The sequence below is a fragment of the Methylobacterium oryzihabitans genome, assembly GCF_004004555.2.
GTDB lineage: Bacteria > Pseudomonadota > Alphaproteobacteria > Rhizobiales > Beijerinckiaceae > Methylobacterium > Methylobacterium oryzihabitans.
The window spans coordinates 1-1,575 of record NZ_SACP01000073.1 but is presented as its reverse complement, the minus strand read 5'-3'; the positions used below and the strand labels follow the sequence as shown (position 1 = coordinate 1,575).

Here is a 1,575-nt window from a genome sequence, read left to right as displayed (position 1 = left end):
CTAGCAGCCTGTCGGGTTGGGGCTTGATTTCACGGCTGGCGCAGGAGCGCGCGTGTCGAGGTGTGGCGGCGGGTCAGCCTGGTCCGAGTTCCGGTTGATGAGCAGCCAGGCTGGACATCAAGAGGATTTCTATCGGTCACGGAAGGAGTTAGCTTTTTGGTATGGCCAACTTCCTCCCGTTCGATCGCGACCAGCCGTTCCTTCTGCCGCCGGACCTGAAAGCCTGGATCCCCGACGACGATCTCGCCCACTTCGTGATCGCCGCCGTCGAGCGGGTGCCGCTGCACAGCTTTGCCATCCCCCGCCGCACCGGTGGCAAGCCGCAGTACAATCCCCGCCTGATGTTGGCCCTGCTGATCTATTGCTACGCCAACGGCCTGTTCTCGTCCCGTCGTATCGAGCGTGCCACCTACCGCGACATCGCGGTCCGCTTCATTGCCGCCAACCAGCATCCCGACCACGACACGATCGCGACCTTCCGCCGGACCAACGCACAGGCCTTCGAGGCGGCGTTCCTGCAGGTGCTGCTGCTGGCTCGCGAGACCGGGCTTTTGCGCCTGGGCACGGTGTCGATCGACGGCACCAAGATCGACGCCAACGCCTCCAAGATCCGCTCCGTGCGCTACGACCGGGCGGTCGCGTTGCGCGAGCGGCTCGCCGCCGACATCGCGGCGCTCACCGCGCAGGCCGAGGCGGCCGATGCCGAGCCCGATCCCCAGGCCTTGCCCGGCGAACTGGCCCGACGCGACGTGCTCAAGGCCAAGCTCGACGAGGCCTGCGCCCGCCTCGAAGCCCAGGCGCAAGCCGAGGCCGATGCGGCCCGCCCCGCCTACGAGGAGAAGAAGGCCGCCCATGCCGCCCGCAAGGGCCGGCGCGGCCCACCGCCGTCACCCCCCGACCCGACCCCGCCGGCCGACCGTCAAAGCAACCTCACCGATCCCGACTCGGCGCTGATGCGCCGCTCCAGGACGGCCGAGTACCGGCAGGCCTACAACGCGCAGGCGGTGGTGTGTGCCGAGGGCTCCCAGCTCATCCTGGCCACCGGCCTGAGCGCCAGCGCCTCGGACGCGCCGAGCCTGGCCCCGACCATCCTGGCGATGGAGCCCACGCTCGGCCTGCCGGCCGCCGTGCTGGCCGATTGCGGCTTTGGCAGCCGCGAGGGCGTGGAACAGTTGCAGGCCCGCGGCATCGACCCCTTGGTGGCGATCGGGCGCACCCAGCCGCACCGTCCCTACGACTTCCGGCCACCGCCGGCCGTCAAACCCGAGCGGCAGATCAAGGAGCCCTGGCGTCTGGACATGAAGGCCAAGCTGGAGACACCCGATGGTCAGGCTCTCTACAAGCGCCGCAAGCAGACCGTGGAACCCGTCTTCGGCATCATCAAGAGCGCCATGGGCTTCCTGCGCTTCCACCTGCGCGGCCTCGGCCCCGTCGCCGGTGAATGGACCATCGTCGCCCTCGCCTACAACTGCCGGCGCCTCCACCGCTTGTGCCACGCCTGAGACCTCACGGCCCGCGCCACCCCCGCAAACGACACGCCCGTCAGATCAAAATACCAATCCGACAGGCTGCTAG

General features: G+C 69.0%; 1 protein-coding gene. It reads left to right on the top strand.

All coding sequences use genetic code 11. From position 1 onward, the window contains the following. The first annotated feature begins 161 nt into the window (after positions 1-161). Positions 162-1,502, top strand: a complete 1,341-nt coding sequence (locus EOE48_RS28385; protein ID WP_127734220.1) for a transposase — start codon at positions 162-164, stop codon at positions 1,500-1,502. Positions 1,503-1,575 lie beyond the last annotated feature (73 nt).

Coding starts and splice junctions, on each gene's coding strand:
- EOE48_RS28385 (WP_127734220.1), top strand. CDS start 162: ATGGCCAACTTCCTCCCGTTCGATCGCGACCAGCCGTTCCTTCTGCCG.